The sequence below is a fragment of the Citrobacter meridianamericanus genome (assembly GCF_041320245.1).
GTDB lineage: Bacteria > Pseudomonadota > Gammaproteobacteria > Enterobacterales > Enterobacteriaceae > Citrobacter > Citrobacter meridianamericanus.
Map to the genome: position 1 here is coordinate 4,306,063 of NZ_CP101036.1, position 19,250 is coordinate 4,325,312.

General features: G+C 51.7%; 17 protein-coding genes. 2 read left to right on the top strand and 15 right to left on the bottom strand.

All coding sequences use genetic code 11. The features are described from left to right. Nucleotides 1-7 precede the first annotated feature (7 nt). The 15 genes from rnhB to rpsB form a co-directional block, all read right to left on the bottom strand. A complete protein-coding gene (rnhB, locus tag NMD08_RS21080; protein ID WP_187253757.1) occupies nucleotides 8-604 on the bottom strand; it encodes a ribonuclease HII in 597 nt (198 codons plus the stop codon). Beyond that, the gene (gene lpxB / locus NMD08_RS21085) at nucleotides 601-1,749 is read right to left on the bottom strand and encodes a lipid-A-disaccharide synthase (RefSeq protein ID WP_151216800.1); all 1,149 of its coding nucleotides are present in this window, start codon (nucleotides 1,747-1,749) and stop codon (nucleotides 601-603) included. The genes rnhB and lpxB overlap by 4 nt, the downstream gene beginning before the upstream one ends. Beyond that, nucleotides 1,749-2,537 (bottom strand): acyl-ACP--UDP-N-acetylglucosamine O-acyltransferase, encoded by a 789-nt coding sequence (gene lpxA / locus NMD08_RS21090; protein ID WP_151216799.1) that lies wholly within the window; start codon nucleotides 2,535-2,537, stop codon nucleotides 1,749-1,751. Before lpxA ends, lpxB begins: the two co-directional genes overlap by 1 nt. Nucleotides 2,538-2,540: 3 nt before the next feature. Then, complete coding sequence (gene fabZ, locus NMD08_RS21095) at nucleotides 2,541-2,996, bottom strand: 3-hydroxyacyl-ACP dehydratase FabZ (protein WP_003018528.1); 456 nt, start codon at nucleotides 2,994-2,996, stop codon at nucleotides 2,541-2,543. A gap of 103 nt (nucleotides 2,997-3,099) precedes the next feature. Further along, nucleotides 3,100-4,125, bottom strand: coding sequence for a UDP-3-O-(3-hydroxymyristoyl)glucosamine N-acyltransferase (gene lpxD / locus NMD08_RS21100; protein WP_151216798.1), 1,026 nt, complete (start codon nucleotides 4,123-4,125; stop codon nucleotides 3,100-3,102). Nucleotides 4,126-4,128: 3 nt separating this feature from the next. After that, the gene (gene skp / locus NMD08_RS21105; protein WP_003018533.1) at nucleotides 4,129-4,614 is read right to left on the bottom strand and encodes a molecular chaperone Skp; all 486 of its coding nucleotides are present in this window, start codon (nucleotides 4,612-4,614) and stop codon (nucleotides 4,129-4,131) included. A 122-nt stretch (nucleotides 4,615-4,736) separates the two neighbouring features. Next, entirely contained in the window at nucleotides 4,737-7,160 is a 2,424-nt protein-coding gene (gene bamA, locus NMD08_RS21110; protein ID WP_151216797.1) for an outer membrane protein assembly factor BamA, read from the bottom strand. Nucleotides 7,161-7,189: 29 nt separating this feature from the next. Beyond that, entirely contained in the window at nucleotides 7,190-8,542 is a 1,353-nt protein-coding gene (gene rseP / locus NMD08_RS21115) for a sigma E protease regulator RseP (RefSeq protein ID WP_151224585.1), read from the bottom strand. A gap of 11 nt (nucleotides 8,543-8,553) precedes the next feature. Further along, nucleotides 8,554-9,411 (bottom strand): phosphatidate cytidylyltransferase, encoded by an 858-nt coding sequence (cdsA, locus tag NMD08_RS21120; protein WP_151216795.1) that lies wholly within the window; start codon nucleotides 9,409-9,411, stop codon nucleotides 8,554-8,556. Between the two features lie 12 nt (nucleotides 9,412-9,423). Further along, entirely contained in the window at nucleotides 9,424-10,182 is a 759-nt protein-coding gene (gene ispU / locus NMD08_RS21125; protein ID WP_003018543.1) for a (2E,6E)-farnesyl-diphosphate-specific ditrans,polycis-undecaprenyl-diphosphate synthase, read from the bottom strand. A 187-nt stretch (nucleotides 10,183-10,369) separates the two neighbouring features. Further along, nucleotides 10,370-11,566, bottom strand: coding sequence for a 1-deoxy-D-xylulose-5-phosphate reductoisomerase (ispC, locus tag NMD08_RS21130; RefSeq protein ID WP_151216794.1), 1,197 nt, complete (start codon nucleotides 11,564-11,566; stop codon nucleotides 10,370-10,372). Nucleotides 11,567-11,676: 110 nt separating this feature from the next. Next, nucleotides 11,677-12,234, bottom strand: coding sequence for a ribosome recycling factor (gene frr / locus NMD08_RS21135; protein ID WP_016151760.1), 558 nt, complete (start codon nucleotides 12,232-12,234; stop codon nucleotides 11,677-11,679). A gap of 139 nt (nucleotides 12,235-12,373) precedes the next feature. Continuing rightward, nucleotides 12,374-13,099 (bottom strand): UMP kinase, encoded by a 726-nt coding sequence (gene pyrH, locus NMD08_RS21140; RefSeq protein WP_151216793.1) that lies wholly within the window; start codon nucleotides 13,097-13,099, stop codon nucleotides 12,374-12,376. Between the two features lie 145 nt (nucleotides 13,100-13,244). Continuing rightward, complete coding sequence (gene tsf, locus NMD08_RS21145; protein WP_151216792.1) at nucleotides 13,245-14,096, bottom strand: translation elongation factor Ts; 852 nt, start codon at nucleotides 14,094-14,096, stop codon at nucleotides 13,245-13,247. A gap of 264 nt (nucleotides 14,097-14,360) precedes the next feature. Then, nucleotides 14,361-15,086: a 30S ribosomal protein S2 gene (gene rpsB, locus NMD08_RS21150; protein ID WP_016151758.1), complete on the bottom strand. Its 726-nt coding sequence runs from the start codon at nucleotides 15,084-15,086 to the stop codon at nucleotides 14,361-14,363. Between the two features lie 448 nt (nucleotides 15,087-15,534). Here rpsB and map point away from each other — a divergent pair, with 448 nt between their 5' ends. Beyond that, complete coding sequence (gene map, locus NMD08_RS21155) at nucleotides 15,535-16,329, top strand: type I methionyl aminopeptidase (RefSeq protein WP_151216791.1); 795 nt, start codon at nucleotides 15,535-15,537, stop codon at nucleotides 16,327-16,329. A gap of 238 nt (nucleotides 16,330-16,567) precedes the next feature. Beyond that, nucleotides 16,568-19,240 carry a bifunctional uridylyltransferase/uridylyl-removing protein GlnD gene (gene glnD / locus NMD08_RS21160; RefSeq protein ID WP_151224583.1) on the top strand — a complete coding sequence of 891 codons (2,673 nt, stop codon included), beginning with the start codon at nucleotides 16,568-16,570 and terminating at the stop codon, nucleotides 19,238-19,240. The last annotated feature ends 10 nt before the right edge of the window (nucleotides 19,241-19,250 follow it).

Below are 19,250 nucleotides of genomic sequence, written 5' to 3' on the forward strand. Positions count from 1 at the left end.
ACAAGAATCAGGACGTGAGTCCCAGAGCGCGTTTGACGGGGCCAAAACTACGGCGATGGTGCTCTGTTGCACCATGTAGTGCCAACTTTTCCAGATGAAAAGCAGTTGGATAACCTTTGTGCTGTGCAAAGCCATACTGCGGGAAAACCGTATCCAGTGCCGCCATTTCAGCGTCACGGGTGACTTTTGCCAGTATCGAAGCAGCGCTAATCTCCGCCACGCGGCTATCACCTTTGACCACCGCCATTGACGGCATCGGTAATGCCGGGCAACGATTGCCGTCAATCAGTACGTATTCCGGCGCAATATGCAGACCCGCAACCGCACGCTGCATCGCCAGCATGGTGGCATGTAAAATATTCAGCTCGTCGATTTCATGCGGTTCCGCACGGCCCAGACTCCAGCTTAACGCTTTTTCTTTGATTTCATCAAACAGCGCCAGGCGACGTTTTTCCGACAGTTTTTTTGAGTCGTTCAGACCAATAACAGGACGAGCCGGATCCAGAATAACGGCGGCAGTAACAACCGCGCCGACCAAAGGACCACGTCCAACTTCATCCACACCCGCCACTAAATGCGTATGTGGATAAACAAACTCAATCATTGTGCTAACTCCAGGACTGCATCCGCCGCCTGCTCATCAGCATTGCAACGGATCTGCTGGTGCAGTTCACGGAATGTGTCGTGCATCGCATGGCTGGTTTTACCCTTCGCCAGCAACGGCAGCAGCGCCTGCGACAGCGCCTGCGGTTCACACTCTTCCTGCAACAACTCTTTAACCAGTTCTCTTCCTGCCAGCAGGTTAGGTAGCGAAACGTAATCCGTTTTCACCAGACGCTTCGCCAACCAGAAGGTAAAGGGTTTCATACGGTAGCCAACCACCATCGGGCATTTTGCCAGCATACATTCCAGCGCTGCCGTGCCTGAAGCCAACAGTGCTGCATCGCTGGCCACCATCGCTTCACGTCCCATCCCATTGAGCAGATGTACGGAAAGATCCGGTGCAACTTCAGCTTTGATACGCTCAAACTGCTCGCGACGTTTGGCATTCACCAACGGCACCACGACTTCGAGATCCGGATAATGCTGGCGCAAAAGCTGCGCCGTTTTCAGAAAATCGGCACTGAGCATCTCCACTTCTGCGCCACGGCTTCCTGGCAATAGAGCCAGACAGTGAGCATCATGGGGAATACCCAGCACGTCGCGTGCCGCGTTTTTATCCGGATCCAGCGGCATGGCATCCGCCATAGTGTGGCCGATAAAGCGGCACGGAACGTTAAATTTGTCATAAAACGCTTTTTCGAAAGGCAGAAAGGCCAGCACCATATTGGTGGATCTGCCTATTTTGAAAACACGTTTCTGTCGCCAGGCCCATACAGAAGGACTGACATAATGAATGGTTTTTATGCCCTGCTTTTTCAGGTTGCCTTCGAGGGTAATATTGAAGTCAGGCGCATCAATGCCGACGAAAACATCCGGCTTAAGTTCAGTGAAACGGCGAGTGAGATCGGCACGAATATGTAGTAAGCGGCGCAGGCGTCCGAGCACTTCAACAATGCCCATTACCGCCAACTCTTCCATTTCGTACCAGGCCTCACAGCCTTCGGCCTGCATCAGCGGGCCCGCCACGCCAACAAAACGCGCATTGGGAACACGCGCCTTGAGTGCACGGATTAACCCTGCACCAAGAATATCGCCGGAGGTTTCTCCGGCGACGAGGGCTATCGTTAAAGGACGCTGTTCAGTCATTAACGAATCAGGCCACGCGTTGAGCGCTCAAAGAAATCGCTGAAAGCCTGGACTTCGGGGTACTGTTGCGCCAGTTCCGCGATTTCCGGCTTCGCTTCTTCCAGCGTTTTACCGTTACGGTACAACGCTTTATAGGCGTTACGAATCGCGGTGATCGCTTCGCGGGTAAATCCGCGACGCTTCAGACCTTCGATGTTAACGCCAAACGGCGTGGCGTGGTTGCCCTGGGCGATAACGTACGGAGGCACATCCTGGGCAACGCCAGAACAACCGCCAACCATCACATGCGCGCCGATGATGCAAAACTGATGCACCGCGGTCATGCCGCCGATGATAACAAAATCATCAAGCGATACATGTCCGGCAAGCGTGGCGTTATTTGCCAGAATACAGCGGTTGCCTACCGTACAATCATGCGCAACGTGCGCATTAATCATCAGTAAGTTATCGCTGCCCACCTTCGTCACTCCACCGCCCTGCACTGTGCCACGATGAATGGTGACGCTTTCGCGGATGCGGTTGCGATCGCCAATTTCCACGCGGGTTGGTTCGCCAGCATATTTCAGATCCTGGTTAACTTCACCGATGGAGGCAAACTGATAGATCTCGTTATCGCGACCAATTTTGGTATGGCCATTCACGACAACGTGAGACTTCAGTACGGTACCCTCACCAATTTCAACATGGGGTCCAACAATACAAAATGGGCCAATGTGAGCGTTAGCGCCAATGCTGGCGCCCTCTTCCACAATGGCGGTCGGGTGAATAAAGGCGGATTTATCAATCACGTATCAGGCCTCCCGGCTACGGGCACACATCATCGTTGCTTCGCATACAACTTTACCGTCGACCAGCGCAACCCCTTTAAAACGGGTCAGGCCACGGCGCGTTTTCTCGAAAGTCACTTCCATGATCATCTGATCGCCAGGTACGACAGGACGCTTAAAGCGTGCTTCGTCAATGCCCGCGAAATAGTACAGTTCGCCTGGTTCCAGTTTTCCTACGCTTTTAAACGCGAGGATGCCGGTGGCCTGCGCCATCGCTTCCAGAATCAGTACGCCTGGAAAAATAGGTTTACCCGGGAAGTGGCCCTGGAAGAAAGGCTCGTTAACGGATACATTTTTCACTGCGCGCAGAAAACGACCTTCTTCAAAATCCAGCACGCGGTCAACCAGCAAAAACGGAAAACGGTGCGGCAGAAGTTCTAGAATCTCTTCAATATGCAGAGTATGAGTGTTAGTAGTCAAAATACTCTTCCTGTCAAAATATACTAAAAGGCAATAATAACACGGCCTGTCGCAATCGTATGAATGGGACAGGCCGAAAAGTCAGACATGCAAAAAAGGTGCTTTAGTCTTGTTGATTAACCTTGCGCTCAATCGATTTGAGGCGCTTGCTCATATCATCAATGTTCATCACCAGTGCAGCTGTTTTACGCCATACCTTGTTAGGTTGCAGCGGAATGCCTGAGGAGTAGACGCCCGGTTCAGTGATAGGACGCATCACCATACCCATGCCAGTCACCGTGACTTTGTCGCATATTTCCATATGCCCATTAATCACGCTGGCACCGCCAATCATGCAGTAACGGCCAATCTTCAGGCTACCCGCCATAATGACGCCACCGGCTACCGCCGTATTGTCGCCAATCACAACGTTATGCGCAATCTGGCACTGGTTATCAATGATAACACCATTACCGATCACAGTATCGTCCAGGGCACCACGGTCAATAGTGGTACACGCGCCGATCTCGACGCGATCGCCAATAATCACGCGACCAAGCTGGGGGATCTTCACCCAGTTACCGCGATCGTTCGCGTAACCAAATCCATCAGATCCAACGACCGTGCTGGACTGGATCAGGCAATTCTCACCGATCTGAATGTCATGGTAAATCGTCACATTCGCCCACAAGCGTGAACCTGCGCCGATTTTAGTATTTTTTCCGACGAAGCAACCTGCGCCGATAACGACGTTATCGCCCAGTTCTACGCCAGACTCAATGACCGCATTTGCGCCCACAGAGACATTGTTACCCAGCTTCGCCGTCGCATCAATTACTGCACTCGGTGCAATGTTTTGTGCCGGCTGCGGCGTGGTATCTAAGATTTGCGCCATGCGAGCATAGGTCAGGTAGGGATTCTTCACTACCAGCGCTGCACTCTTAGCAAAAGGAAGATCGTCCTGCGTCATCACTACGGCAGAAGCCTGGCATACGCCTAAGTGCTCACGGTACTTAGGATTCACCATGAACGTAATATTGCCAGTTTGCGCAGATTGCATGGACGCTACGCCGGTGATGACGATATCGCCATCACCGTGTAATTCTGCATCCAACTGCTCTGCTAAATCAGCCAGTCGAATTGAAGGCATTACTTATTTAACCTGTTTCAGTACGTCAGCGGTGATGTCTTTTACATCGCTGCTGTTGTATGCAACGGTGTTTGCGTCAACGACCAGATCGATGCTCTGGCTGCTGGCAACAGATTTCACAGCAGTCTGGATACGAGTAACCAGTTTGCCACGTTCTTCGTTGGAGCGACGCGCACGATCCTGCTCAAAAGCCTGAGCTTTCTGAGAGAAAGTCTGACGCTGAGCCATAACGTCTTTTTCCAGCTTGGTACGATCGCTACCTGCTTTCATTGATTGCAGACGCTGCATCTTAGATTGCAGATCGGATTCCATACGCTGCAGTTCGCTGGCACGGCCTTTGAACTCGTTTTCCAGCGTAGCAGAAACGCCTGTCTTCTGTGCAACCTGTTGGAACAGGCTACCCATGTTGACGATTGCAATTTTGTCAGCCGCTTGTGCGGACGTTGCCATCGCTAAACCGAGACCTGCAGCTAATAACCACTTTTTCACAATTAACTCCTTACCATCCCATTTGCACCCGAGGGTACAGTTCTTTGCGTGGCCAGGCGATCCCATGCAAGATCGCCTAAAGTCATCGCTACACTACCACTACATTCCTTTGCGAAGAACAATTACCAGGTTTTACCAATGTTAAACTGGAACTGTTCCGCTTTGTCTCCATCGTACTTCTTGAACGGCTGGGCGTAGGAGAAAACCAACGGCCCCAATGGGGACATCCATTGTAAAGCGATACCCGCTGACATACGGATATTGCTTGGATCACTGTAGTCCGGCACACCTATAGCTCTTGTTTGAGCGCTATCCTGCCAGTTAGTATCCCAAACGGTACCCATATCCCAGAAGAACGAGGTACGGACCGAGTTAGCATACTTGTCACTAATGAACGGCGTTGGGGTAATAAACTCCAGGCTGGCGACAGCCATGGCGTTACCGCCCACTGCATCATCCGATTTACAGTCTTTACCGTCTGCGTTGGAACACTCTTCGTAATCGTTATTATCGGAACCACTGGCGTAGGCACCGTTTTTATAGACCGCTTTTGGACCGATGGTATTCGACTGGAAACCACGCACGGTGCTGGAACCACCTGCATAGAAGTTTTCATAGAACGGCATTTCTTTACTGCCAATGCCGTCACCATAGCCTACCTTCGTACGTCCTAAAACCACCCACTTGTGATCGTCATCGATCGGCACATAGGTCGCGGTATCCATCGACACTTTGTAGTATTCGTTATCAGAACCCGGAATGGTCACTTTACCGTTCAGGTTGACGCGTGTACCGTCCGTTGGGAAGTACCCACGGTCCAGTTTGTTGTACGTCCAACCATAGTTAAAGGTGAAGTCATCAGCGGCAAAGCTGTTGGTATTGGTCTCGCCCATTGACTCAAGATAACGATCCATCGCAACCTGCGGCTGCATGTTGGACAGTTTGTTGTGTACATAACCCAGGCCAGCACGCAACGTGTTGTATTCGTTTACCGGGAAGCCAAGCGTTACGTCTGTACCATAACTTTTGTTGGTATAGTCGGACAGATCCGCATCATTCGCTTCAAAGTCATTGTAGAAGACACGGCCACCCAGACTCACACCATCAACGGTGAAGTACGGGTTAGTCACAGACAACTCAGTATAGGTCTGGTAGTCGTTTTTGGTGCCATTGATACCAACAGAATAGCCAGTACCTAACCAGTTATCTTGCTGAACGCCAGCCTGGAAGCTCACGCCGCTCTCGGTACCGTAACCGACGCCGAAGTTAAAGCTACCGGTGTTACGCTCTTTGACCTTATAAACCACATCAACCTGATCCGGACTGCCCGGAATACGCTGAGTATCGGTATCGACGGTTTCAAAGTAACCCAGGCGGTTCAGACGCTCTTTACCCTGATCGACCAGATCGCTACCCAACCAGGCACCTTCCATCTGACGCATTTCGCGACGCAGAACGGAATCTTTAGAAGTGTCGTTACCTTCAAAGCGGATCTTACGCACATAGAAACGGTTACCCGCATCCACGTTTACGCGCAATTTAACGGTTTTGTCTGCATCGTTGATTTCAGGCTGCGACTGTACGCGCGGATAGGCATAGCCATAGCGACCCAGAAGCTTCTTGATATCATCTTCCATTTTGGTCACTTTAGTGCCGTTATAGAGTTCGCCTGGTTCGATTTTCGTCAGGGTCTCAATTTCGGCAGAATGCCCGGCCAGATTACCGCTCACCTGTACCCCTGAAAGCTTGTACTGATCGCCTTCAGTGATGTTAACGGTGATATAGATACCTTTTTTATCCGGCGTCAGGCTGACCTGGGTGGAATCGATGTTGAAACGAGCATAGCCGCGATCCAGATAGTAGCTGCGCAGGGTTTCAAGGTCGCCCGCCAGTTTCTGTTTCTGGTATTTACGATCGCCCACCACGTTCCACCACGGAACTTCATCACGCAACTGGAAGTGAGAAATAAGTTCCTCGGTTGTGAAGGCATGGTTGCCGACGATATTGATCTGTTGGATCTTCGCCGAAACCCCTTCCTGGAAGACCAGTTTGAGGTCAACGCGGTTACGCGGCAAAGGCGTAACCACTGCTTTCACACTGGCGCTGTACTTACCGACGCTATAGTAGAAATCTTCCAGGCCTTTTTCGATATCAGCAAGCGTGGTGCGATCCAGAGACTCGCCAACACGCACGCCAGACGCCTCGAGATTCTGCTTCAACATGTCATCTTTCACCGATTTATTACCGGAGAAAGTGATGCTGGCAATCGTCGGGCGTTCTTTTACCTGAACCAGAAGGGTATCACCATCGCGCAGGACGCGGACATCCTCAAAGTTACCGGTGGCGAACAGAGCACGAATGGTATTACTGATGTCTTCATCATTAACCGTGTCGCCTGTGCGCACCGGCATACTGAGGAGAGCCGCACCAACGGCGACTCGCTGTAGGCCTTCGAAATGAATGTCCTTCACTACGAACCCTTCAGCACCGTATACGGTGGCGCTGCTAAACAGCAGCGACGCTATGAGCAACTTTTTCATCGCCATCGTTATTATGCGTTCTTCCTAACACTCTCTTACAACCGAGAGAAATCATTGAAAAGTGCAAGCCCCATTAACAACACCAGCAAGATAGAGCCAATGCGATAACTAAAGTCTTGAACCCGCTCGGATACCGGACCGCCCTTCAGCTTTTCAATCGCCAGGAACAGCAGATGCCCCCCGTCAAGAACGGGCAACGGAAACAGGTTGATTATCCCTAAGTTCACGCTGATAAGCGCAAGGAACATCAGGTAATAAATAACCCCGAACTCCGCTGACATCCCAGCCCCCTGGGCGATAGAAATCGGCCCACTGAGGTTGTTCAGTTTTACATCACCGGTAATCAATTTTCCCAGCATACTGACCGTCAGCTTCATCAACTGCCACGTTTTATCCGAGGCTTCGAGGATGGCGCTGAATGGCCCATACTGGCGTACAGTCTTATACTCATCAGGCAGAGGAATAACTTTAGGCACCACGCCCGCAAAACCCTCTGCCTTCCCGTTAACCTCTTTTGAATCTGGGGTTAACGTTAAAGACAAGGAACTTCCTTGTCTTTCAATATCTAGCGCTAACGGCTTATCCGGATTATCGCGCACCTGCGTGACAAACGTCATCCATTGTGTCAGCGGCTGACCATTGACTTTAACGATCCTGTCGCCAGCTTGCAAACCCGCCTTACTTGCAGCGGAGTTAACCTGCACTTCTGACAGCACCGGTTCAATCTGCGGACCGCGCGGACGAATCCCTAAACTGGAGACGGGATCCTGCTTGTCTGGCTCAAATGCCCACTGACGTAAATCCAGCGTTTTGTCCTGACGCTGGTTACTGCCAAATTGCGCTACGCTGAGAGTCGTATGCTGATCGCCAATTTTGGCTACCAGTTGCAATCTTACGGCATCCCAATCAGGGGTTTCGATACCATCAACCGCTTTTAGTTCCGTACCCGGCTGAATTTGCGCCTGCGCAGCAATTGAGTTGGGCGTTATTTCACCAACAACCGGGCGAACGCCAGGAACACCGATGATAAACACCAGCCAATAAGCGAAAATAGCAAAAAGGAAGTTTGCAATCGGACCTGCGGCGATGATGGCTGCGCGTTGTCCAACCGTTTTATTGTTGAAAGCGTAATGGCGCAACTCCGGTGCGACCGGTTCAGCGCGCTCATCCAACATTTTGACGTAACCGCCGAGAGGAATCAGGGCGATGACGTATTCCGTACCTGATTTATCGGTACGCCGCCAAAGCGCTTTTCCAAAACCAATGGAAAAGCGTTCGACGCGAACTCCGCAGCGCCGCGCAACCCAGAAATGACCAAATTCATGCACGGTGATAAGCACACCAAGTGCAACAATGAATGCAGCCAGATTCCAGAGAATACTCAGCATAAGACCATCCGTTAAAGCGTCCTGAATACCAATAACAACAGGCAGGCAAAGACCGGTACCGCAGCCGTCAGGCTATCAATGCGATCCAGAATACCACCGTGTCCTGGAATTAAGTGACCACTGTCCTTTATTCCTGCTTCACGCTTAAACATACTCTCGGTCAGGTCACCCAGCACGGAGGCCAGGGCTGCAACGATGGAGCAAATAAGCAAGGTGACAGGCGCAACCTCAAGATTCGCCCACATGCCATAACCCCATGAGATCACGGCCGCAGTGGCGAGTCCGCCAAAAAAACCCTGCCAGGTTTTACCAGGAGAAACCTTCGGCGCCAGCTTATGTTTGCCAAACAGCTTACCAAACATATAGGCACCAGAGTCAGCTCCCCAGACGAGGATCATGACATACAGCAGCCATAGCGCGCCACTATAATGATTCTCATCATAGTGCCATGCACGTAGCGCCAGCATTCCCCAAAAGAACGGGACAATGGTCAACACGCCGAAAATTATGCGTAATGTTTTGGAATTACGCCATACCGCCGCAGAGCCGGGATAAAACAGTACCAGCAACAGCGCCACGACCCACCAGCCCAGCGACGCCCACAGCGAGACTTCAACCAGAGGCTGATGAATATTGCGATGGTATTCTGGCAGTAAAAACAGCATCAGTGCCAGCAATAGCCCACACAAAACCGCCAGCCATACTCGCTGTGTACGCGTGGTAAAACCGCTTAACTGTCCCCATTCCCAGGCGGCCAGCATACAGACAACCAGCGTGACAATGGCGAACCCCACCGGCGGCAGCAAAAACAACGCCGCGATGACAACGGGTATTAAAACAAAAGCAGAAATCAGGCGATACTTCAGCAAAAGCGACCCCCATCAGGCTTTTTCATCACCGGGCTCGGTGCCGCCGAAACGACGCTCACGATTAGCAAAGGCATGCAGCGCACCTTCAAAGTCTTGTTCATCGAAATCGGGCCAGAGAACATCCGTAAAGTAAAGTTCGGCATAGGCAATTTGCCACAACAGAAAATTACTAATTCGATGCTCCCCCCCAGTCCTTATCACTAAATCCACAGGAGCCAGTTCATGCATGCAAATTTGCTGCCCAAGCATCTCTTCATCGATTTGCTCTGGTCGCAGCAGACCATCCTGCACCTGTTGTGCCAGTTGCCTGACTCCCTGGACTATATCCCACCGTCCACCGTAATTCGCTGCAATATTCAGCGTCAACCCGGTATTCTGGGCGGTAATCGCTTCTGATTTGCGAATCCGTTCTTGCAAACGTGAGTTAAATCGACTGATATCCCCGATAATACGCAGACGTACGTTATGGCGGTGCAGGTTTTTCACTTCGCTATCAAGCGCCCACACGAACAGCTCCATTAACGCGCTCACTTCCTGCGCAGGTCGGTTCCAGTTCTCACTGCTAAAGGCATACAGCGTTAACGCATCAATACCGTTATTGGCAGCAAAAGAGACAGCCCGGCGGACGGATTTAGCTCCGGCCTTATGCCCAAAGGCGCGAATCTTCCCTTGCTTTTTCGCCCAGCGGCCATTGCCATCCATGATAATTGCTACATGGCGACAACCATGTGCTGGCAAATTTTCGCTTAATGGTTTAGTTGCAGACAACATAACGCGTTTTTAGTCCCTGAAAGGATTAACGGTACTCAGGAATACTGAAGCCCATCCACAAAAAAGCCGTGTCAAACCACGGCTTACCCGACCGGAAAAAAGCAAATACCCGCGATCGAGTGGCGCAGACTATATCACTGAAGCCCAACGCTAACAAATAGCGCGATTCTGCGTACAGGGATTATCATCAGCTTGAGAGTCGCATCACTTCTTTTCTGGCGACATCCCGCGCGATGGCATCAACCTTCAGCACATCATCAACGCTCTGTGGCTCCTGCAAATCCATCTTATCCAGTACGGATAAATTCAGGTCAGCAATATCGGTAAATCGGATCTGCTGCGCCAAAAATGCGGCAACGGTAATTTCATTCGCGGCGTTCAGCGCGGTCGTCGCCGCTTGCCCTTGCTCAAACGCGTCCATCGCCAGTTTCAGGCAGGGATAACGCTGATAATCAGGTGCGGAAAACGTCAACGCACTGAGTTGGCAAAAGTCGACAGGCTTAACACCAGACGTCACACGTTCTGGCCATGCCATCGTATGGGCAATAGGTGTACGCATATCAGGTTCCCCCAACTGCGCCAGAACGCTACCATCCTGATAACGAACCATCGAATGAATAACCGACTGCGGATGAATCAGCACTTCCATCTGACTCGCACTGGCATTAAACAACCAACGCGCTTCAATGTATTCCAGACCTTTATTCATCATAGTGGCGGAATCGACAGAGATTTTTCGTCCCATCGACCAATTCGGATGACGACATGCCTGATCGGGGGTCATAGAAATCAGATCGGACAATGGCGTTTCACGGAAAGGGCCACCAGACCCGGTAAGCAAAACTGACATGACGCCATTTTGCTCAAGGTCAGCGTATCCCAGATTGTGTTGGATAGGTTGCGGTAAACTCTGAAAAATCGCGTTATGTTCGCTATCTACCGGCAAAAGTTGCGCTTTGTGACGTTTCACGTCGTCCATAAACAGACGACCACAGGTCACCAGAGATTCTTTATTCGCCAGTAAAATGCTTTTGCTCGCACGAATTGCAGCCAGCGTCGGCAGCAATCCCGCCGCGCCAACAATCGCCGCCATCACCTGATCAACATCATCCAGCGCAGCCATATCACAGGCCGCCTGCTGTCCACTCATTACCTCAGTACGACAGCCCTGCTCCAGCAGAGCTATTTTTACCAACGTCGCGCTTTTTTCATCGTCCATTACCGCATAGCGAGGAGCAAACTCCAGGCATTGCTCGACCATACGGGCGACATTTTTACCCGCCACTAACGCAGCAACACGAAATTTTTCCGGGTTATGGCGTACTACATCCAGCGTACTGCAACCAATGGAACCGGTTGATCCCAGGATGGTTAATTGCTTCATGAGACATCCAGAAGAATTTTACCCTTTAAGGTATATAGGCAGAATAAAGCAAAACGCCGCTCTCCAGCCTTCTCAGGCCTTCTAAGCGGCGTTTTTAGCGTACAGGCGAATCAGAACTGCATCAGTTCCGTTTCTTTCTCTGCCAGCGCCGCATCAACTTTCTTGATAGCTGCGTCAGTCAGTTTCTGCACGTCATCCTGAGAACGGCGATCGTCATCTTCGCTGATCTCTTTTTCTTTCAACAATGCTTTCACTTTGTCGTTGGCATCACGGCGTACGTTACGTACGGCAACGCGCGCGCCTTCAGCTTCGCCACGCACGATCTTGGTCAGATCTTTACGACGTTCTTCAGTCAGCGGCGGCAGCGGAACGCGGATATCGGAACCCGCAGAGCTTGGGTTCAGACCGAGGTCGGAAGCCATAATGGCTTTCTCAACGGCTGGTCCCATAGAACGGTCAAACACGTTAATTTTCAGGGTACGGGAATCTTCAACCGTTACGCTTGCCAACTGGCGCAGCGGAGTCGGTGTGCCGTAATATTCCACGACAATACCATCCAGCAGGCTAGGAGAAGCACGACCCGTGCGAATTTTGCTGATTTGGTTTTTGAACGCTTCGACGCATTTGTCCATGCGTACTTCAGCATCTTTTCTGATATCGTTGATCACGTTACGAATCCTTGAAAGCTTGTTTCAGTCAGACCATACCCACCACGCAAGATGTGACAAGTATAGTCTTGATTAATTTTGAGGGACGTATCCCGCGACATTAAAGCGGAATATTACCTGCATTTAGCCGCAACGGGAATTATTCCGTGATTAACGTGCCTTCTTTTTCACCCATAACAACACGGCGCAGCGCACCCGGTTTGTTCATGTTAAAGACACGAATCGGCAATTTGTGGTCACGAGCCAGCGTGAACGCCGCCAGATCCATCACTTTCAGTTCTTTATCCAGCACTTCCGAATAGGTCAACTGCTCGTACATGGTCGCGGTTGGATCTTTAGCCGGATCAGCCGTAAATACGCCGTCGACTTTGGTGGCTTTCAGTACCACATCCGCTTCAATTTCAATACCACGCAGGCAGGCTGCAGAATCGGTGGTAAAGAATGGGTTGCCGGTACCCGCAGACAAAATAACAACGCGGTTGTTGCGCAGCAGGCTGATAGCCTCTGCCCAGCTGTAGTTATCACACACACCATTCAGAGGAATAGCGGACATCAAGCGAGCGTTCACATAGGCGCGGTGAAGCGCATCGCGCATCGCCAGACCGTTCATGACGGTGGCTAACATGCCCATGTGGTCGCCCACAACACGGTTCATCCCTGCTTTCGCCAGACCAGCGCCACGGAACAGGTTACCACCACCAATCACTACGCCAACCTGGATACCCAGCTCAACCAGCTCTTTGATTTCCTGAGCCATACGGTCAAGGATGCTTGCATCAATACCGAAGCCTTCTGAACCTTGCAGAGCTTCGCCACTTAACTTAAGCAGAATACGTTTGTAGACGGGTTTTGCATTGGTAGCCATGTTTCTTTCCTGAGACTGTCAACGAATGAGATGAGTTAATTCCGGCGACATTGTATGTCGCTTTTCAGCATGACCACTATAGCGGTTCGCTGAATTTACAAGCCAGACACAAAAAGAAGCCGCCCTCAGGCGGCTCCTTTAAAAATTAAGACTGCTTGGACATTGCAGCAACTTCTGCTGCAAAGTCAGTCTCAACTTTCTCGATACCTTCACCCACTTCAAAGCGGATGAAGCCTGTTACGTCAGCATTGTGCTCTTTCAGCAGCTGACCAACAGATTTGCTCGGATCCATAACGAAAGGCTGGCCAGTCAGAGAAACTTCGCCGGTGAATTTCTTCATGCGGCCTTCAACCATTTTCTCTGCGATTTCTTTCGGCTTACCAGACTGCATCGCGATATCCAGCTGAACCTGGTATTCTTTCTCTACCACTTCAGCGGAAACGTCTTCCGGCTTAACGAATTCTGGTTTGCTTGCAGCAACGTGCATTGCCAGCTGTTTAACCAGTTCTTCGTCAGCGCCAGTTGCAGCAACCAGAACACCGATACGAGCACCGTGCTGGTAGTTACCCAGAACGTCGCCTTCCAGGGAAGCAACGCGACGGATGTTGATGTTCTCACCGATTTTAGCAACCAGTGCAACACGTTCTTCTTCGAACTGTGCTTTCAGAACTTCAACGTCAGTGATTTTGCCAGCAACGGCAGCGTCCAGTACTTTGTCAGCAAATGCCTGGAAACCAGCATCTTTAGCAACGAAGTCAGTCTGGCAGTTAACTTCCAGAATGAAAGCGATGTTGCCGTCGATTTTGGTTTTGATTACGCCGTCAGCAGCCACGTTGCCTGCTTTTTTCGCCGCTTTGATTGCGCCGGACTTACGCATGTTTTCGATTGCCAGCTCGATGTCGCCATTAGCTTCAGTCAGTGCTTTTTTGCAATCCATCATGCCTGCGCCAGTACGCTCACGCAGCTCTTTTACCAGGGATGCGGTAATTTCAGCCATTCTAAAATCCTCGGAAGATTTGATCTGCCCGGCATGAAACCGCACAGATTTAAAAGTGAAAAAGGGGGCCATATACAGGCCCCCTAACCAAACGTGATACTACCTGGCCTATATCCGTCATTCTTCAAGCTGCTGGTGCGTTGTTTTCCTTACTCACCCCAGTCACTTACTGACGTAAGCTCCGGGGGATTCGTTGCGTCAACGCCTTCCAGCAACTCGAATTATCCAGGATATATAAGGGGTCGCTCTAACGAGCGTGCCTTATTATTCAGCTTCTACGAAGCTTTCTTCCGCCTGGGAAGCCAGATCCTGAGAACGGCCTTCACGAACGGTAGTAGCTACAGCGCCCAGGTACAGGGTCACAGCACGGATTGCGTCGTCGTTACCCGGGATAACGAAGTCAACACCGTCCGGATCAGAGTTGGTATCAACGATAGCAAATACTGGGATACCCAGGTTGTTTGCTTCTTTGATAGCAATGTGCTCGTGGTCAGCATCGATTACGAACAGAGCGTCCGGCAGACCGCCCATGTCTTTGATACCGCCCAGGCTGTTTTCCAGTTTCTCAAGCTCACGAGTGCGCATCAGCGCTTCTTTCTTGGTCAGCTTTTCGAAAGTACCGTCCTGAGACTGAGTTTCCAGATCTTTCAGACGTTTGATGGACTGACGAACGGTTTTCCAGTTAGTCAGCATACCGCCCAACCAGCGATGGTTCACGAAGAACTGGTCGCAGTTGTTAGCAGCTTCTTTCACCGCTTCGCTTGCAGCGCGTTTAGTACCAACGAAAAGGATTTTACCTTTACGAGCAGAGATCTTGTTCAGTTCAGCCAGAGCTTCGTTGAACATCGGTACAGTTTTCTCAAGGTTGATGATGTGAACTTTGTTACGCGCACCGAAGATGAACGGCTTCATTTTCGGGTTCCAGTAACGGGTCTGGTGACCAAAGTGAACACCAGCCTTGAGCATGTCGCGCATGGAAACAGTTGCCATGATTAAAACCTCTATATATAAAAGTTGGGGTTAAGCCTCCACGCATCCCATATTACCGACCCAAAGGGCACCCCGGAATATGTGTCGATACGTGTGTGTTGTTACACAAAGTGAGATTTGTCGCTCCCGTCCATCGTGTGTAGTCTTCGAACGGATCGGAAGTCCGGCGCGCTTTATACCACAAATACGCCGCCGACACCAATAATTGTTGGCACTGTGTGCTGAATGAACGATGAATTTCGTGTTACAGGAAGGCGGCAAATTTTCGAATCTCCGGGAGCTTACATGTAGTAAGTGAGCGGAGTGAAAAAATAGAGCCAACGCACCTGTGGCACGAAAGGCGAAGTTCAGAATGATTCTCAATTTGGCAGGGTACACCCCTGACTGATACCATTGGCAGCACTTAAACAATTATTGCCGATATCATCGGTACTGATGGACAGAATTCATGGCTATCTCAATCAAGACCCCTGAAGAAATCGAAAAAATGCGCGTCGCTGGTCGCCTGGCCGCTGATGTACTGGAAATGATCGAACCATTTGTTAAACCGGGCGTCAGCACTGGCGAGCTGGATCGCATCTGTAATGACTACATCGTGAACGAGCAGCAGGCTATTTCCGCATGCCTTGGCTACCACGGTTATCCGAAATCCGTGTGCATCTCTATTAATGAGGTGGTGTGCCACGGGATCCCGGACGACGCCAAACTCCTGAAAGACGGTGATATCGTCAACATTGACGTCACCGTAATTAAAGACGAATTCCACGGCGACACCTCGAAAATGTTCATCGTCGGCAAACCTACCATTTTGGGCGAGCGTCTGTGCCGCGTCACGCAGGAAAGCCTGTACCTGGCGCTGCGGATGGTAAAACCGGGTATTCGCCTGCGCACACTGGGCGCTGCGATTCAGAAATATGCGGAAGGCGAAGGGTTCTCTGTGGTCCGTGAATACTGCGGTCACGGCATCGGTCGCGGCTTCCACGAGGAGCCTCAGGTTCTGCATTACGATGCAGACGACGGCGGCGTGGTACTGCAGCCGGGCATGACCTTCACCGTAGAACCTATGCTGAATGCCGGTGATTACCGCATCCGCACCATGAAAGACGGCTGGACGGTAAAAACCAAAGACCGGAGCTTGTCTGCTCAGTACGAGCATACTATTGTGGTGACGGAAAACGGCTGTGAAATTCTGACGTTACGCAAGGATGACACCATCCCGGCGATCATCACACACGGCGAATAATGTTTTGCCTGATGGCGATGCCCCTGCATCTTATCAGGCCTACAAGTTGCACCTTTACTCAAAATCATTCGAATTGATTCAAGACGGCAAGAGAGTGAACCTCCAGAAGCGTACAAAAGTACGTGACTGGAGTGAACGAGCGCAGCCAACGCAGAAGCAGCTTGAAGGATGAAGAGTAAATCCGTAGGCCGGGTAAGGCGCATTAGCCGCCATCCGGCTTTTTAATGGGTGGCGCAAAATGAATACTCTTCCTGAACAGCACGCAAATACTGCCCTCCCCACCCTGCCTGGCCAACCGCAAAATCCCGGAACCTGGCCGCAGCACGACCTCAACTGTCCCGGCATTAAAGCGCATATCGACGCGTTCCAGCACTGGTTAGGTGAAGCGTTTGACAGCGGGATCTCCGCTGAACAGCTGATTGAGGCCCGCACCGAGTTTATTGACCAGTTGCTTCAGCGTCTGTGGATTGAAGCTGGTTTTGGTCAAATTGCCGACCTGGCGCTGGTTGCAGTTGGCGGTTACGGACGCGGCGAACTGCATCCGCTTTCCGATATTGACCTGCTAATCCTCAGTCGTAAAAAGCTCCCTGACGCGCAGGCCGAAAAAGTCGGCGAGTTGTTAACGCTGCTGTGGGACGTGAGGCTCGAGGTTGGGCACAGCGTGCGCACGCTGGAAGAGTGTCTGCTGGAAGGATTGTCAGACTTAACCGTCGCCACCAACCTGATAGAAACACGCCTGCTGATTGGCGACGTGGCGCTGTTTCTTGAGCTACAAAAGCATATTTTTAGCGAAGGTTTCTGGCCGTCCGATAAATTTTACGCCGCCAAAGTGGAAGAGCAAAATCAGCGCCACCAACGCTATCACGGCACGAGCTACAACCTGGAGCCGGATATCAAAAGCAGCCCCGGCGGCCTGCGCGATATTCATACTCTGCAATGGGTCGCCCGCCGCCATTTTGGCGCTACCTCGCTGGATGAAATGGTCGGCTTTGGCTTCCTGACGCTGGCAGAACGCGCCGAATTGAATGAATGTCTGCACATCCTCTGGCGCATTCGCTTCGCCCTGCATCTGGAGGTCAGTCGCTACGATAACCGCCTGCTGTTTGATCGTCAGCTCAGCGTGGCGCAACGCCTGAACTACGGCGGTGAAGGCAACGAGCCAATCGAGCGGATGATGAAAGACTATTTCCGCGTTACGCGGCGGGTCAGCGAACTGAACCACATGCTGCTGCAGCTATTTGACGAAGCAATCCTCGCCCTGCCCGCCGATGAAAAACCTCGTCCGATTGACGACGACTTTCAACTACGCGGCTCGTTGATTGATCTGCGCAACGACGACCTGTTTATCCGCAAACCCGAAGCGATATTGCGGATGTTTTACATCATGGTGCGTAACAGCGCGATCGCTGGGATTTACTCCACCACGCTGCGCCATCTGCGTCATGCCCGCCGTCATTTAACCCAGCCGCTGTGCTACATCCCGGAAGCGCGCTCACTGTTTCTGAGTATGTTGCGCCATCCGGGAGCAGTGAGTCGCGGCCTGCTGCCGATGCATCGCCATAGCGTTTTGTGGGCCTATATGCCGCAATGGTCACATATTGTCGGCCAAATGCAGTTTGACCTGTTTCATGCCTACACGGTGGATGAACACACCATCCGCGTGATGCTCAAGCTGGAAAGTTTTGCTAACGAAGAGACCCGCCCGCGCCATCCGCTGTGCGTGGATCTGTGGCCGCGCTTGCGACAACCTGAACTGATTCTGATTGCCGCGCTGTTCCACGATATCGCCAAAGGTCGCGGCGGCGATCACTCGGTTCTCGGCGCCCAGGACGTGCTCAAATTCGCCGAACTGCACGGTCTGAACTCACGTGAAACACAGCTGATCGTCTGGCTGGTGCGTCAGCATTTGCTGATGTCGGTGACCGCTCAGCGCCGTGATATTCAGGATCCGGAAGTGATCAAGCAATTCGCTGAAGAAGTACAAACGGAACACCGTCTGCGCTTTTTAGTGTGCCTGACCGTCGCGGATATTTGCGCTACTAACGAAACGCTGTGGAATAGCTGGAAGCAAAGTTTGCTGCGTGAGTTGTACTTTGCGACGGAAAAACAGCTACGTCGCGGGATGCAAAACACGCCGGATATGCGCGAACGCGTTCGCCATCATCAGCTTCAGGCGCTGGCGCTACTGCGTATGGATAACATTGATGAAGAAGCGCTGCACCACATCTGGTCGCGCTGTCGCGCCAACTATTTCGTGCGCCACAGCCCAAATCAACTGGCCTGGCATGCGCGTCATCTGCTGCAACACGATCTCAGTAAGCCGCTAATCCTGCTCAGCCCGCAGGCCACGCGCGGCGGAACGGAAATATTCATTTGGAGCCCCGATCGCCCTTACCTGTTTGCCGCCGTTTGCGCCGAACTGGACAGGCGCAATCTAAGCGTCCACGATGCGCAGATCTTTACCACCCGCGATGGGATGGCGATGGATACGTTCATTGTACTGGAGCCGGACGGTAGCCCGCTGTCGTCAGACCGACACGAAGCGATCCGTTTTGGACTGGAACAGGCGATCACGCAGCGGAGCTGGCAGCCGCCGCAGCCGCGTCGCCAACCGGCAAAATTACGCCACTTTACCGTCGATACCGAGGTCACTTTCCTGCCGACCCATACCGACCGAAAATCATTCCTTGAGCTTATCGCCCTCGACCAGCCTGGACTGCTGGCGCGGGTCGGGCAGATTTTTGCCGATCTGGGAATTTCGCTGCATGGCGCCCGAATTACAACCATTGGCGAGCGAGTAGAAGATTTATTCATAATCGCCACTGCCGACCGGCGCGCCCTTAATAATGAGCTGCAGCAGGAAGTACATCAACGGTTGACAGAGGCCCTCAATCCAAACGATAAAGGGTAATGTTTTTATT

Coding starts and splice junctions, on each gene's coding strand:
- ispU (WP_003018543.1), bottom strand. CDS start 10,182: ATGTTGTCTGCAACTAAACCATTAAGCGAAAATTTGCCAGCACATGGT.
- lpxB (WP_151216800.1), bottom strand. CDS start 1,749: ATGACTGAACAGCGTCCTTTAACGATAGCCCTCGTCGCCGGAGAAACC.
- tsf (WP_151216792.1), bottom strand. CDS start 14,096: ATGGCTGAAATTACCGCATCCCTGGTAAAAGAGCTGCGTGAGCGTACT.
- lpxD (WP_151216798.1), bottom strand. CDS start 4,125: ATGCCTTCAATTCGACTGGCTGATTTAGCAGAGCAGTTGGATGCAGAA.
- ispC (WP_151216794.1), bottom strand. CDS start 11,566: ATGAAGCAATTAACCATCCTGGGATCAACCGGTTCCATTGGTTGCAGT.
- map (WP_151216791.1), top strand. CDS start 15,535: ATGGCTATCTCAATCAAGACCCCTGAAGAAATCGAAAAAATGCGCGTC.
- rpsB (WP_016151758.1), bottom strand. CDS start 15,086: ATGGCAACTGTTTCCATGCGCGACATGCTCAAGGCTGGTGTTCACTTT.
- rnhB (WP_187253757.1), bottom strand. CDS start 604: ATGATTGAGTTTGTTTATCCACATACGCATTTAGTGGCGGGTGTGGAT.
- glnD (WP_151224583.1), top strand. CDS start 16,568: ATGAATACTCTTCCTGAACAGCACGCAAATACTGCCCTCCCCACCCTG.
- bamA (WP_151216797.1), bottom strand. CDS start 7,160: ATGGCGATGAAAAAGTTGCTCATAGCGTCGCTGCTGTTTAGCAGCGCC.
- pyrH (WP_151216793.1), bottom strand. CDS start 13,099: ATGGCTACCAATGCAAAACCCGTCTACAAACGTATTCTGCTTAAGTTA.
- rseP (WP_151224585.1), bottom strand. CDS start 8,542: ATGCTGAGTATTCTCTGGAATCTGGCTGCATTCATTGTTGCACTTGGT.